A 13,178-nucleotide genomic window follows, 5' to 3' on the forward strand; every position below is an offset into this window, starting at 1 on the left:
GCGCCGTCGCACGGACTACACGTCGATCACACGTCGAAGTACAGCTCAAACTCGTGCGGGTGCGGACGCAGCTGAAGCGGAGCGATCTCGTTCGCGCGCTTGAAGTCGATCCACGTCTCGATGAGGTCGGACGTGAAGACGTCACCGGCGAGCAGGAACTCGTGGTCGCGCTCCAGCGAGTCGAGGACGGCCGGGAGGGACGTCGGGACCTGGGCCACGCTCGCGTGCTCCTCGGGAGCCAGCTCGTAGAGGTCCTTGTCGATCGGCTCGGCCGGCTCGATCTTGTTCTTGATGCCGTCCAGGCCCGCCAGCAGCAGCGCCGAGAAGGCGAGGTACGGGTTGCCGGAGGAGTCGGGCGCACGGAACTCGACGCGCTTGGCCTTCGGGTTGGAGCCCGTGATCGGGATACGCATGGCCGCGGAGCGGTTGCGCTGCGAGTACACCAGGTTGATCGGCGCCTCGAAGCCCGGCACCAGACGGTGGTACGAGTTCACCGTCGGGTTGGTGAAGGCGAGCAGCGACGGGGCGTGCTTGAGGATGCCGCCGATGTAGTAGCGGGCGGTGTCCGACAGGCCCGCGTAGCCGGCCTCGTCGTAGAACAGCGGGTCGCCGTTGCTCCACAGCGACTGGTGGACGTGCATGCCCGAGCCGTTGTCACCGAAGATCGGCTTCGGCATGAAGGTCGCGGTCTTGCCGTTGCGCCAGGCCACGTTCTTCACGATGTACTTGAAGAGCTGGAGGTCGTCGGCCGCGGCGAGCAGCGTGTTGAACTTGTAGTTGATCTCGGCCTGGCCGGCGGTGCCCACCTCGTGGTGCTGGCGCTCGACCTGGAGGCCGGACTTGGCCAGCTCCAGCGAGATCTCGGCACGCAGGTCGGCGAAGTGGTCGACCGGCGGGGTCGGGAAGTAGCCGCCCTTGTAGCGGACCTTGTAGCCGCGGTTGTTCTCCTCCGCACCGGTGTTCCAGGCGCCGGCCTCGGAGTCGATGTGGTAGAAGCTCTCGTTCGCGCCGGTCGCGAAGCGCACCGAGTCGAAGACGTAGAACTCGGCCTCGGGGCCGAAGTACGCGGTGTCCGCGATACCGGTCGAGGCGAGGTAGGCCTCGGCCTTCTTCGCCACGTTGCGCGGGTCACGGGAGTACTGCTCGCCCGTGATCGGGTCGTGGATGAAGAAGTTGATGTTGACCGTCTTGTCGCGGCGGAACGGGTCGACGCGCGCGGTGGACAGGTCGGCGCGGAGCGCCATGTCGGACTCGTGGATGGCCTGGAAGCCGCGGATCGAGGAGCCGTCGAAGGCGAGCTCCTCGGCCGGGTCGAAGGCCTCGGCCGGGATCGTGAAGTGCTGCATCACGCCCGGCAGGTCGCAGAAGCGGACGTCGACGAACTTGACGTCCTCGTCCGCGATGAACTTCTTGGCCTCGTCGGCGTTCTGGAACATCCAGCTCCTCCTACTCCCGACGATTCCGTGCCGGGGTGGTAGTTCGTTCGTGCGGCCAGTGCGGTGGCACACGCTGTTCTCGACCCTAGGGACGGGTGATTTCTCAGGCGTGACCCATTTGTTTCGCACAAGTTAACCGGACACCTTCCGATCCACCCCACCTGTCCGTATCGCGAAACGCGGGCAGTACCGTGGACGCGTGGACAAGAGGGAAGCAATCGGATCGTGGCTCTCCGGCCCCCGCGCGGCCGCCGAGGAAGCCGGTGTGGACTTCGGATACCGGGGTCAGCAGCTGGGGCTGCCCGAGGAGGGACCGGGCTCCATCGCCCGCCCGGGACGACGCCTCGGGGCGCTGGTCGTGGACTGGGGGATGAGCATGTTGATTGCATCCCAGTTGATCACGCACGGCTACGACCAGGCGACGGGCAACTGGGCCCTGCTGGTCTTCTTCGTGATGAGCGTCCTCACGGTCGGCACCCTCGGCTTCTCCCCGGGCAAGCGCCTCTTCCGCCTCCGGGTCGTCGACCTCGCCACCGGCCAGGTCAAGCCGCTGCGCGCCCTGCTGCGCACGCTGCTGCTCTGCCTCGCCGTCCCGGCCCTGATCTGGGACCGCGACGGCCGCGGCCTGCACGACCGGCTGGCCCGCACGGTCGAGGTGCGGATCTGAGACGCGTACGACCTACGACGAGAAGGGCGCCCGGAGATCAACTCCGGGCGCCCTTCTCGTCGTAGAGGCTGATTCAGCGAGCCTTCGGGCCGCCCTTCGGCAGCTTCATGCCCTTCGGCATGGGACCCTTCGGCAGCGGCATGTTGCTCATCAGGTCGCCCATCGCCCGCAGCCGGTCGTTGGTGGCGGTCACCTGGGGGCCGGTCAGCACGCGCGGCAGCTTGAGCATCGAGGTCCGCAGCTTCTTCAGCGGGATCTGGCCCTCGCCCGTGCCCACGATCAGGTCGTGCACCGGCACATCCGCGACGATGCGGTTCATCTTCTTCTTCTCGGCGGCCAGCAGGGTCTTCACCCGGTTCGGGTTGCCCTCGGCGACCAGGACGATGCCGGCCTTGCCGACGGCCCGGTGCACCACGTCCTGGCTGCGGTTCATCGCCACCGCGGGCGTCGTCGTCCAGCCCCGGCCGATGTTGTCGAGCACGGCCGCGGCGGCGCCCGGCTGTCCCTCCATCTGCCCGAAGGCGGCCCGCTCCGCGCGGCGCCCGAACACGATCGCCGTTCCGAGGAAGGCGAGCAGGAGGCCCAGGATGCCGAGGTAGACCGGGTGACCGATCAGGAAACCGAACGCGAGAAAGACACCGAGGATGAGGAGGAAGACACCCGCGAGCACCAGGCCGATCGTCTTGTCGGCCTTGCGGGTCATCTTGTACGTCAGGGCGATCTGCTTCAGACGCCCGGGGTTTGCGGCATCCGCCGCGCTGTCACTTCTCGCCATGCCAGGAAGTCTACGTGGCGTCCGGAGCGGGGACGACGGCGGAGGCGCTCAGAGGCGGGCGCCGATCGCCTTCTCCAGGACCTGCTGGGCCTCGACCCGGTCCTTGGCGCGACGGCGGTCCTCCAGGACGGACGTCCAGGCGTTGCGGCGCGCGGTGCGCTGGCCGCTGCTCATGAGCAGCGACTCGACGGCACGGAGTGCATCGGTGAACGACGGGATGGCGGTGGCGCGAACGGGCGCGGCCTGCATGATGGAGGTCCCCCCTCAGGGATAACGGCTCTGGTGAGTGGTGCACGGGCTGTACAGCCAGGGTCACTGAATGGTGTTACCAGGGCGTGACCGACCGGTCAAACACCAATGAAGCCTTGATATGCGGCCCGAGAACACGGACGCGGCCCTGACGGTGCCCCCATCTGCGGGGACGCCGCGGGCCGCGCCAATTGGCCACTACCGTGCGGTAGTTGCTTGTGCCCGGATTCACACGCGCCGAGTGGCACGCAGTGCCATCCAGTCGTTCTCCAGCGAGTCTCAGACCGCCTGCGAGGCGACGTACGCGCCACGCTTCTCGATGGCCATCTGGTACAGCCGGCCGGCGCGGTACGAGGACCGGACGAGCGGGCCTGACATCACACCGGAGAAGCCGATCTGCTCGGCCTCCTCCTTCAGCTCCACGAACTCGTGCGGCTTGACCCAGCGCTCCACGGGGTGGTGCCGGACGGAGGGCCGCAGGTACTGCGTGATGGTGACGAGCTCACAGCCCGCGTCGTGCAGCTGCCTGAGCGCCTCGCTGACCTCCTCGCGGGTCTCGCCCATGCCGAGGATCAGGTTGGACTTGGTCACCAGGCCGAAGTCACGGGCCTCGGTGATGACCTTCAGGGAGCGCTCGTAGCGGAAGCCGGGCCGGATCCGCTTGAAGATCCGGGGCACCGTCTCGACGTTGTGCGCGAAGACCTCGGGCCGCGACTCGAAGACCTGCTGGAGCAGCTCCGGTACGGCGTTGAAGTCGGGGGCGAGCAGCTCGACCTTGGTGTGGCCGCCCTCGCGCTCCGCGGTCTGCTGGTGGATCTGGCGCACGGTCTCGGCGTACAGCCAGGCCCCGCCGTCCTCCAGGTCGTCGCGGGCGACGCCGGTGATGGTGGCGTAGTTGAGGTCCATGGTGACCACGGACTCACCGACGCGGCGCGGCTCGTCGCGGTCGAGCGCCTCGGGCTTGCCGGTGTCGATCTGGCAGAAGTCGCAGCGCCGGGTGCACTGGTCGCCGCCGATGAGGAAGGTCGCCTCGCGGTCCTCCCAGCACTCGTAGATGTTGGGACAGCCGGCTTCCTGGCAGACCGTGTGCAGCCCCTCGCTCTTCACGAGTTTCTGCATCGCGGTGTACTCGGGACCCATTTTCGCCCGCGTCTTGATCCACTCGGGCTTGCGCTCGATGGGGGTCTGGGCGTTCCGGACCTCCAGGCGCAGCATCTTGCGTCCGTCGGGTGTGACTGCGGACACATCGGCTCCCTGTAGCTTCGATTCTTCGGCGCACACCAGGGTACGCCCGTGTTTTCTACGGCCCTAACGCTGAGGGCAACTTCTCGGCGCCGGGCTCCATTCCCCACCTGGGGGCGCGGGGCTGTACTGATATGCGGCTCCGCCGCGTGGGCGCGACCAGCCCCACCGGCCCGCAGTGATCCACCGACCGCCTACGCCGAAGCCTTCTCGATCTCCCGAGGCTTCAGATCGGCGTTCTCCAGCACATCCCGCAGATGCCGCTCCACCACCGGCAGCACCTCATCGATGGTCACATCCCGGCCCAGCTCGTTCGCCAGCGAAGCCACCCCCGCGTCCCGGATCCCGCACGGGATGATCCGGTCGAACCACCGGTTGTCCGGGTTCACGTTCAGCGCGAAGCCGTGCATGGTGACGCCCTTGGCGACCCGGATGCCGATCGCCGCGATCTTCCGGTCCTCGCGCCGCTGCCCGGCGTTGGACGGCGCGTACTCGGGCCCGTTCATCCGCGGGTCGAACTCCTCGTCGGTGAGACGCGGGTCGAAGTCCAGCGACAGTCCGCCGATCGCGGGGCGCTGCTCGACCGGATCGCCGAGCACCCACACGCCGCTGCGGCCCTCGACCCGGCTGGTCTCCAGGCCGAACTCCGCGCATGTGCGGATCAGGGCCTCCTCAAGGCGCCGTACATGCGCGACGACGTCCACCGGACGCGGCAGCTTCTGGATCGGGTAGCCCACCAGCTGCCCGGGGCCGTGCCAGGTGATCTTGCCGCCGCGGTCCACGTCGACGACCGGGGTGCCGTCGAGCGGTCGCTCGCTGTCGGCGGTGCGCCGGCCGGCCGTGTACACGGGCGGGTGTTCGAGCAGCAGCACGGTGTCGGGGACCTCGTCGGTGAACCGCGCCGCGTGCACCCGGCGCTGCTCGTCCCACGCCTCCTGGTACTCGACGGACTCCGCACCGAATCCCATCCGGACGAACCGCAGCTCGCTCACGGCAAGCGCCTCCCTGGAGAGTCGTAAGGCACGAACTGTGCCTACGCCACTGTACGACTCGCCGTCACGCGTCAGCCGTGCGGTCAATCCTCACACGATCGGATGAACGAACGTGGAAGTGTGCGATCGTCTGCTCACTCTCCGCTACATTCACGCCGTCCTATAGAGGCCATAAGGGCTGCTCACAGGCAATCCGGGCAGGAGACACCACCGCAGATGACGGAACGACCCGCGCAGCGCACTCCCAACCGCCAGCTCGCCGCGCTCATCGCAGAAGCGGGGTTCTCCAACGCGGGACTCGCCCGTCGAGTGGACCAACTCGGTCTCGAACACGGGCTTGATCTGAGATACGACAAGACATCGGTCACCCGGTGGCTGCGCGGCCAGCAGCCCCGCGGCACCACCCCCGCCCTCATCGCCGAGGTCTTCACCCGCCGACTCGGCCGGCGGCTCAGCGCCCAGGATCTCGGGCTCGACGCCTGCGCGCCCGTCTACGCGGGCCTGGAGTTCGCGGCCACCCCCGAGGAGGCCGTCGACATCGTGGGCGGGCTGTGGCGCAAGGACTCCGGAAGCCACGCCGAACTGCGGAAGATCGCCTTCACCCCGGCCGGTCTCGTCGTCCCCAGCCGCGACTGGCTCATCGGCCGGGCCGACGACAAGGTCGCCCGCGGCGAACCCCCGCTCCGCGTCCCCGCCCAGGGCCGCCCGGTGGTGCCCCGGCAGCGCGGCGCCGAGCGCGGGCCCGGCCAGAAGGTCACCGGCGGCGACATCGCCGCGCTGCGCTCGGTCGGCGAACTGTTCCGCTCCCTCGACGACATGTACGGCGGCGGCCACGCCCGCCAGGCCCTCGTGCGCTATCTGGAGCACGAGTGCGAGCCGATGCTGCGCGGCACCTACGGCGAACAGGTCGGCCGCCGGCTGTTCGCCGCCGCGGCCGACCTGACCCGGCTCGCGGGCTGGACGTCGTACGACATCGCGGCGCACGGGCTCGCGCAGCGGTACTTCGTGCAGTCGCTGCGGCTCGCGCAGGCGGCGGCGGACCGGGCCTACGGGTCCTTCGTGCTGATCACGATGAGCCGGCAGGCGGTCTATCTCGGGCACGGGCGCGAGGCGGTGCAGCTGGCGCGGGTCGCCCAGCAGGGGCTCGGGACCAACGCCCCGCCGGTCGTGCAGGCGCTGCTGCACTCCGTCGAGGCGCGCGGACACGGGGTGCTCGGCGAGGTGCGCAACTGCACGGGCGCGCTGGTCCGCGCCGAGCGCGCCCTGGAGGCGGCCCGGCCCGGTGACGAAGTCCCGTACTGGGCCCGCTTCTTCGACGAGGCACAGCTCGCCGACGAGTTCGGGCACGCGCACCGTGACCTTCAGCAGTTCCGTGCGGCGGCGCAGCACGCCGAGCGCTCGCTTCAGCTGCGGGCGCCGGCGTACGCCCGCAGTCGGCTCTTCTGCCGGGTGGTGCTTGCCTCCGCTCGCCTCGGCCTCGGGGAGCTCGACCAGGCCTGCGCGCTGGGTGCGGAGGCCGCGGGTGCCGCTGCTGAGATGCGGTCGGTTCGGGCGATCGAGTATGTGAGGGACTTCGAGCGGAGGCTGGAGCCGTACAAGGACGCGGCACCGGTGCGGGGTTATCGGGACAAGGTGGCCGCGTTCGGGTAGCGCCGTGACTTCGGGTGGTGTGTGCCGGGTGCGGGTGCGTCGGGGCTTGTCGCGCAGTTCCCCGCGCCCCTGGGTGCGTTCAGGCGGCCCGTGTTGCCGGGAGCGGGTCCGCCCTGTGCATCGAACCCCTCGCCCCGAGGTCCGTCAGCATCGCTGTCGTCGCCCGGTGCGCCGAGTGCAACGCCCCCTGGACCGTGCTCGTGTCCCGGTGGTCGCCGCAGACGTACAGGCCCGCCAGGAGGCGTACCGGGCGGCGTAGGTCGTGGGGGGTGCGCATGGTCGGCACCGCCTCCGGGGTGTGGTGGACGGCGAGGGTCTCCCAGCGGGCCGTCGACGTGCCGTAGAGGCGGGAGAGATGCATACGGACGGCGGTCTCGACGTCCGGCGGGGGCGGGCCGAGGACCGTCGAGGAGATCAGGGCGCGGCCCGCGGGGGCGCGGCTCGGGTCCACGCGGCTCACCACCGCCGTGTGGACCACGGGGCCGCCGCGGTCCGCGTCCAGCAGCAGCGCGGTACCGGTCTCCGGCGGTTCGTCGGTCGTGTGGTGAACCACCGTCACCGGGTGGAAGTCGGGTACGCGCAGGCCCGGCAGCAGCTCGGCCGCGGCGCGGGCGTCGGTCGCCAGAAGTACCGCACGGCAGCGGAACTCGCCGTGCTCCGCGGTGGTCACCGTGTTGGTGGAGACCGAGGTGACCCGGACCCCGGTGTGCACCGTCCCCGGCGGCAGCGAGCGGGCCAGCAGCTCCGGCAGGATCTCGGCCCCGCCCTCCGGCACACTCAGCCGCCCGCCCGCGAAGGCCCGCAGCGCGAGGTCCGCGCAGCGGCTGGACGTCGTCAGCTCCGGGTCGCACAGCAGGGCCGCCAGCAGCGGTCGCAGGAACCCGTCGATCGTGCGGGCGGGCAGACCGCGGGCCGCGAGGGCCTGGGCGGCGGGGAGTTCGGGGCGGGCGAGGAGGCGCTCCACGGGGGCGTCCGCGATCCGGGCGAGCGCGGCGCCGAGGCGGGCCTGGTCGACGGCGGTGCCCAGCGGGGCGGTGCCGCTCCGGGGGGCCGCGGCCGGGCGGGGCGTCGGACGGGGCGCGGGACGGGGGGCGCTCGCCAGGGCGCGTACGGCATGGAGTGCGCCCCTCGCGCGCCTTGTGCTCCGGGCGCTCCTCGCGCTCCGTGTGACGCTCCACGCGGCGCTCCTCGAGTTCGCCGGGGTGGCGCCCGCGCGATGGTGGCGGCCGTCGCTGTGCAACAGGACACCGGGCGCGAAGGGGCGCAGCACCAGACCGTCGAGCCCTGGTGTCAGGCGCAGTTCGGGATACGCGGTGGACAGCAGCTGCCCGATGCGGTCGAGCCGGAAGCCGTCGACCTTCTCCGTCGACATACGGCCCCCCACACCGTGGGCGGCCTCCAGGACTGCGGTCGTCACTCCTGCGCTGGTCAGCCGATGTGCCGCGGAGAGCCCGGCGACCCCGGCTCCCACGATCACGACGTCCGCCTGGTACGCGGGCTCAAGCACGTGCCCCTCCTCGAGGTTGCGCGGCCGGTGGGGACGTCATGCCCCCAACCGCCTCCGGGGATACCCGAGTTCGGCTTGAGGTTAAGGCCGTGATCGGTCAGGGACAGTCGCGCATGAACAGGGCACGGTCGCACAGCGGTCGCATACGGTCACACGGCGGCTTTCAGTGCCCCCTCGACCTCCGGGAACGCGAACGTGAACCCCGACTCCAACAGCCGCTTCGGCACCACCCGTTGACTGCCGAGGACATCCCCCGCCATCTCCCCGAGCACCGTCCGCAGCACCGGCGCCGGCACCGCGAAGAGCGTCGGCCGGTGCAGCACGCGCCCCATCGCCTCGGTGATCTCCCGGTTGGTGAGCGGGGTCGGCGCGGTCAGGTTGAACGGCCCGGACAGACCGTCGGTGTCGATGAGATACCGGATGGCGGCCACCTCGTCGTGCAGCGCGATGAACGACCAGTACTGCCGTCCGTCGCCCAGCCGCCCACCGAGCCCGGCCCTGAACAAGGGGAACAACCGACCCCAGGCCCCGCCCCCGCGCGCCACCACCAGCCCGGTCCGTGTGAACACGGTCCGCACGCCCGCCTCCTGGGCCGGAGCCGCCGCGCCCTCCCACTCCACGCACAGCTCGGGCAGAAAGCCGTTGCCCGCGGGCGCGCTCTCGTCCACGACCCGGTCGCCGGTCTCGCCGTAATAGCCCATCGCACTGCCGCTGACGAAGACCCGCGGCGGCTTCTCCATCGCGGCGATCGCCTTGGCCAGCGTCGCCGTGCCCAGCACCCGGCTGGACCGGATACGGGCCTTGTACGCCGGTGTCCACCGCCGGTCCCCGATCCCGGCACCGGCGAGATTGACCACGGCCTGGCACCCGGCGAGCCCGGCCGCGTCCACCCGCCCGCCCTCGGGATCCCAGCGGACCTCGTCCGCCCCGTGCGGCGCCCGCCGCACGAGCCGCACCACCTCATGACCATCCGCCGTCAAGGACCGCACCAGAGCACTGCCGATGAGACCGGACGCACCGGCCACCGCGATTCGGGAAGACTGCATGCCGCCCATTCTGCGCCCGGGCACCCGGAAAACCCGTCGCCGCGGGGCGGCCCCGCCGCCGTAGGGTGGCGGTCATGTCCGAGCCGTACATACGCTGCGCCCTGCCCGACGACGACGAGGAGCTGGGGGCTCTCGACCGCGCGACCTGGTCGCCGCTGCACGCGGTGACGCCCCGACCGCAGCCGCCCTACGGTCCGTTCTTCGACGAGCGCCACAGCCCCGACGACCACCTGGTCGCCGAACTCGACCGCCGTATCGTCGGCTACGTCCGGCTCGGCTTTCCCACTCCGCTCGCCTGCAACACACACGTCCGCCAGATCCAGGGCCTCGCCGTCTCCGAGGAGGCCCGCGGTCTGGGCGTCGGCCGGGCCCTGATCCGCGCGGTGATCGAGGAGGCGCGTCGGCGCGGCGCCCGCCGTCTCACCCTGCGGGTCCTGGGCCACAACACCCCGGCCCGCAGGCTCTACGAGTCGGAGGGCTTCGCCGTCGAAGGGGTGCTGCCGGAGGAGTTCCTGCTCGACGGCGAGTACGTCGACGACGTGTTCATGGGGCGAAGTCTCTGACCTGGTCGGCCTCGGCGGCCGCGCGGCGCCTGCGCACGACGCGGAAGAGCACGCCCCCCGCCAGCAGCAGGGAGATCAGGAAGAAGACGGGCAGTGTCATGGGCCCAGGGGTACGCCGCTGTCGGCGCCCGGCCAGGGCATTGGGCCGTACGAGGGCCGGGTCAGCCCGTCAACAGGCGCATGCCGCCCATGAGTTCCCGCAGACAGCGCACGGCCAGCTCCGCGGGTGAGCCCGGCCCGGTCACCTCGGCGTCCGTCGCGGCCCACGCCTCCAGCGCCACCCGGATCGCGTCGGTCGCCGCGGCGGCCGTCAGACGTACCGCCATCGGGTCCGCGCCCGGCCCCGCGAGCCCGGCGACCACGTCGACCAGCTTCTCCTCGGACTCCTGGTTCACCCGGTACCAGACGGCCCGCAGCGCCGGATCGTCCACGGCCGCCCGCAGCAGCGCCCGGGTCTGCCGCAGTCCCTCCGCCGTGTGCGCGTCCGACGCCGACAGCGACTCCTGGACCGCCCGCTCCAGGGCGGCCGGCAGTCCCGCGCCCGGCTCCGACTCCGCCAGCAGCTCGCGCCAGCGGTCCGCGCCATGGGCGAGCAGCGGTGCCACGGCGTCCTGCTTGCTGCGGAAGTACCGGTAGAAGGTGCGCAGCGCGACCCCGGCCCGCTCGGCGACGTCCTCCGCCGTCGTCTGGTCCGGCCCGCGCTCGGTGAACAGCTCGGCGGCGGCCCGCGCGATGTCCAGCTGGGTCGCCGCCTTGCGGCGCTCGGTCAGCGAAGGGGGCTTGGTGCTCACCCGGGGAAGCGTACGCCGTTTCACTTTGAACGACAGATTCCGCAGCTGTGGCAAAACGTGCCACTTGGGCGTACCGTGCACGCCATGAACCGTTACGAGAACCGACGTGCCCTCATCACCGGCGGCGGCTCCGGCATCGGCCAGGCCACCGTGCTGCGCCTGCTCGCCGAGGGCGGCCGGGTCGTCGCCGCCGACATCAGCGAGGCCGGCCTGAAGGACACCGTCGAGAAGGCGGGCGCCGACGCCGGACGGCTGACCACGGTCGCCGTCGACATCGCCGACGAGACGTCCGTCCGGGACGCCGTGGCCTTCGCCGTCGAGGCACTCGGCGGGCTCGACGTGCTCGTCAACGCCGCCGGCATCCTGCGCTCCGCGCACACCCATGAGCAGAGCCTCGCCGACTTCAGCCGGATCATCGCCGTCAACCTGACCGGCACCTTCCTGATGATCCGCGAGGCGATACCGGCGCTCCTCACGGGCGACGCCCCGGCCGTCGTCAACTTCAGCTCGACCTCGGCGCAGTTCGCGCACCCGTACATGGCGGCGTACGCGGCGAGCAAGGGCGGCATCCAGTCGATGACGCACGCCCTGGCGAGCGAGTACGGCAAGCAGGGCATCCGCTTCACCGCCGTACAGCCCGGCTCGATCTCCTCCGGCATGACCGACGGCTCGGGCGCCAGCGGTCAGAGCGCCGGGCCGGGGCTGCCGGACGACACCGACTGGAGCCTGTTCACCAAGCTCACCCCGGCGCTGGGGGAGGGGTTCGCGGGCCCGGAGGCGGTCGCGGGCGTGGTCGCGATGCTGGCCGGCGAGGACGGCCGGTTCATCACCGGCACCGAGATCCGCATCGACGGCGGCACGCACTTCTGAGGTCGGTCACGAGGTGATCAGCTCACCCGTGTCCACCGGCTCCGTGGCGTCCGCCGCCCGCTCGGCGTCCGGAGCGACCTCGTCGGCGGTCAGGACGTACCCGGTCTCGGCGTCGGACGTCGACCGGGCGAAGACCACGCCGTACACCCTGCCGTCCGTGGTCAGCAGCGGTCCGCCGGAGTTGCCGGGCCGGACCGTGGAGCGGATCGAGTAGATCTCGCGCGTGACCCGCTCGTCGCCGTAGATGTTCTGGCCGTTCGCGTGGACCCGGTTGGCCACGGTGGCCGCCTGGAGGTTGAGGTCGCCGTCCTGCGGATAACCGGCGACGACCGCGGAGTCGCCGCGCGAGGCACTGTCGTCGAACCTCAGCACCGGGGCCCGAAGGCCGGGCACGTACAGCACGGCCACGTCCTTGTCCGGATCGAAGAGCACGACCTGGGCCTCGTACGACCTCCCGACCCCGCCGATGCGCACGCTCGGGCGGTCGATGCCGGCCACCACGTGCGCGTTCGTCATCACGTGCTCCCGCGCGTACACGAAGCCACTGCCCTCGCGGCCCTGGGTGCCGGAGGCGCCCTCGATCTTCACCGTGCTCACCTTGGCGGCGGTCGTGGCGGCCTTGGTCACGCTGTCGCCGGTGGGCTTGGCGACCTCGGCCGTCGACTCGTTCTCGAACGGGTTGAAGACCTGGGGGAAGCCCGCCTCGGTCAGCGCGGACGTGGCCCGCGAGAACCAGGTCGGCGTGGTGTCCGGCATCGCGTCCTGGACCGCGCCCAGCACCCGGGAGTCCCGGATCGACGAGGTGAGCAGCGCCGACGAGGACGCGCCGAGCACGCTCGCCGCCACCCACGCCACGATCAGCACGGCCACCGAGTTGGCCGCGGCCCCGCCGATCCCGTCGGCGACCCGCAGCGGCCCCTTGTCCAGCTCCCGGCGCAGCCGCAGCGCCAGCCGCCCCGCCAGTTCGTGCCCCACCACGGCCGGGACCAGCACGGTCAGCACCGCGGTCACCGTCGCCGACGTACTGCCCGGCGTCACCAGGTCCATCATCCAGGGCAGCACCCACACCCCGATGACCGCGCCGCCCACGAACCCGGCGAAGGAGACACAGCCGGCCATGAGGCCGCGCCGGTAGCCGGATACCGCATAGGCCAGTACGACCAGCACCAGCACGATGTCGAGCAGGTCCACGGAGCCGCCTTTCTCTCGGACCCCTTATTACGGGCGGGACGGTCCCAGTGATCAGCACGCACCCGCGCGTGGCGTCCGGAACCGGCCACGCGTGCGTGCGCACGACGAGCGTGCATCCGGAGAAACGCCCCGGACCAGGACGATGGTTCCACCGGGTGGCACACCACACATCGCGGGCGCGGACGATCCGGCCGAGAGT

Annotated in this window: 13 protein-coding genes; 4 read left to right on the top strand and 9 right to left on the bottom strand. The window is 71.1% G+C overall.

The window, feature by feature from the left end; translation table 11 throughout:
- Positions 1-26 precede the first annotated feature (26 nt).
- Positions 27-1,436, bottom strand: coding sequence for a type I glutamate--ammonia ligase (gene glnA, locus OG866_RS31540; RefSeq protein ID WP_329339945.1), 1,410 nt, complete (start codon positions 1,434-1,436; stop codon positions 27-29).
- 199 nt (positions 1,437-1,635) lie between these two features.
- Between glnA and OG866_RS31545 the strand changes: the two genes are divergently transcribed.
- Positions 1,636-2,103, top strand: coding sequence for an RDD family protein (locus OG866_RS31545; RefSeq protein WP_329339947.1), 468 nt, complete (start codon positions 1,636-1,638; stop codon positions 2,101-2,103).
- Positions 2,104-2,176: 73 nt separating this feature from the next.
- Here the strand turns inward: OG866_RS31545 and OG866_RS31550 are convergent, their stop codons facing one another.
- From OG866_RS31550 to lipB, 4 genes are all read right to left on the bottom strand, one after another.
- Entirely contained in the window at positions 2,177-2,878 is a 702-nt protein-coding gene (locus tag OG866_RS31550; protein WP_329339948.1) for a DUF4191 domain-containing protein, read from the bottom strand.
- A gap of 48 nt (positions 2,879-2,926) precedes the next feature.
- A complete protein-coding gene (locus OG866_RS31555; protein ID WP_329339949.1) occupies positions 2,927-3,127 on the bottom strand; it encodes an SCO2195 family GlnR-regulated protein in 201 nt (66 codons plus the stop codon).
- A 279-nt stretch (positions 3,128-3,406) separates the two neighbouring features.
- A complete protein-coding gene (gene lipA / locus OG866_RS31560; protein ID WP_329339950.1) occupies positions 3,407-4,372 on the bottom strand; it encodes a lipoyl synthase in 966 nt (321 codons plus the stop codon).
- Positions 4,373-4,563: 191 nt separating this feature from the next.
- A complete protein-coding gene (lipB, locus tag OG866_RS31565) occupies positions 4,564-5,448 on the bottom strand; it encodes a lipoyl(octanoyl) transferase LipB (RefSeq protein ID WP_329339952.1) in 885 nt (294 codons plus the stop codon).
- A gap of 129 nt (positions 5,449-5,577) precedes the next feature.
- On the opposite strand from lipB, the gene OG866_RS31570 reads away from it, so the two are divergent.
- Positions 5,578-7,011: a regulator gene (locus OG866_RS31570; RefSeq protein WP_329339954.1), complete on the top strand. Its 1,434-nt coding sequence runs from the start codon at positions 5,578-5,580 to the stop codon at positions 7,009-7,011.
- A 79-nt stretch (positions 7,012-7,090) separates the two neighbouring features.
- Here the strand turns inward: OG866_RS31570 and OG866_RS31575 are convergent, their stop codons facing one another.
- A complete protein-coding gene (locus OG866_RS31575; protein WP_329339955.1) occupies positions 7,091-8,518 on the bottom strand; it encodes an NAD(P)/FAD-dependent oxidoreductase in 1,428 nt (475 codons plus the stop codon).
- 149 nt (positions 8,519-8,667) lie between these two features.
- Complete coding sequence (locus OG866_RS31580; protein WP_329339957.1) at positions 8,668-9,564, bottom strand: TIGR01777 family oxidoreductase; 897 nt, start codon at positions 9,562-9,564, stop codon at positions 8,668-8,670.
- 74 nt (positions 9,565-9,638) lie between these two features.
- Between OG866_RS31580 and OG866_RS31585 the strand changes: the two genes are divergently transcribed.
- The gene (locus OG866_RS31585; protein ID WP_329339958.1) at positions 9,639-10,127 is read left to right on the top strand and encodes a GNAT family N-acetyltransferase; all 489 of its coding nucleotides are present in this window, start codon (positions 9,639-9,641) and stop codon (positions 10,125-10,127) included.
- Positions 10,128-10,288: 161 nt separating this feature from the next.
- Here the strand turns inward: OG866_RS31585 and OG866_RS31590 are convergent, their stop codons facing one another.
- Positions 10,289-10,918: a TetR family transcriptional regulator gene (locus OG866_RS31590; RefSeq protein ID WP_329339959.1), complete on the bottom strand. Its 630-nt coding sequence runs from the start codon at positions 10,916-10,918 to the stop codon at positions 10,289-10,291.
- A gap of 84 nt (positions 10,919-11,002) precedes the next feature.
- On the opposite strand from OG866_RS31590, the gene OG866_RS31595 reads away from it, so the two are divergent.
- Complete coding sequence (locus OG866_RS31595) at positions 11,003-11,788, top strand: SDR family NAD(P)-dependent oxidoreductase (RefSeq protein WP_329339961.1); 786 nt, start codon at positions 11,003-11,005, stop codon at positions 11,786-11,788.
- 6 nt (positions 11,789-11,794) lie between these two features.
- Here the strand turns inward: OG866_RS31595 and OG866_RS31600 are convergent, their stop codons facing one another.
- Positions 11,795-12,979 carry a MarP family serine protease gene (locus tag OG866_RS31600; protein WP_329339963.1) on the bottom strand — a complete coding sequence of 395 codons (1,185 nt, stop codon included), beginning with the start codon at positions 12,977-12,979 and terminating at the stop codon, positions 11,795-11,797.
- Positions 12,980-13,178 lie beyond the last annotated feature (199 nt).

The organism is Streptomyces sp. NBC_00663, from assembly GCF_036226885.1.
Lineage (GTDB): Bacteria > Actinomycetota > Actinomycetes > Streptomycetales > Streptomycetaceae > Streptomyces.